At 36.6% G+C, this 402-nt stretch carries 1 pseudogene; it reads right to left on the minus strand.

Annotated elements, in window-relative coordinates:
• A pseudogene (locus tag AVJ20_RS18120) lies at positions 1 to 402 on the minus strand (MobA/MobL family protein); the annotation flags it as partial.

Genomic DNA, 402 nt, shown 5'->3' on the forward strand with positions numbered 1-402 from the left:
GGCCTAAGCGTTTGACGACATTCTCAATATCGTATTCTTTAGCAAGTTGTTCGACCTCGGTTGCGTATTCTCTCCAGTTCTCATTTTTTGCCTGTTCTACTGATTTTTCAGTCGCATAAAAATCAGGTTTTTTTATATCTCTGTAAGTATGATGGTAAGAGTCATAAAACAAATTATCGTTACGTAGGTAAAAATCGCTTTTGTTTTCTGCTAACCATCGTTTTGTCTTGGTGAGATTTGATTCAATCTGTTTTTGATTATTAGCAGCATTGCTTTGAATGGTGTAAAACTGACTAGCAAATTCTGCATAAATATCCTGGCAACGAATGAAGTCATCATATGCGTTGTCAATCTGTTGAACCTGTTGTTCTTGCAGGCGTTCTTCTTCTAGGTTGAGATGTT

The sequence above is a fragment of the Acinetobacter sp. CFCC 11171 genome (genome assembly GCF_003268405.1).
Taxonomy (GTDB): domain Bacteria; phylum Pseudomonadota; class Gammaproteobacteria; order Pseudomonadales; family Moraxellaceae; genus Acinetobacter; species Acinetobacter amyesii.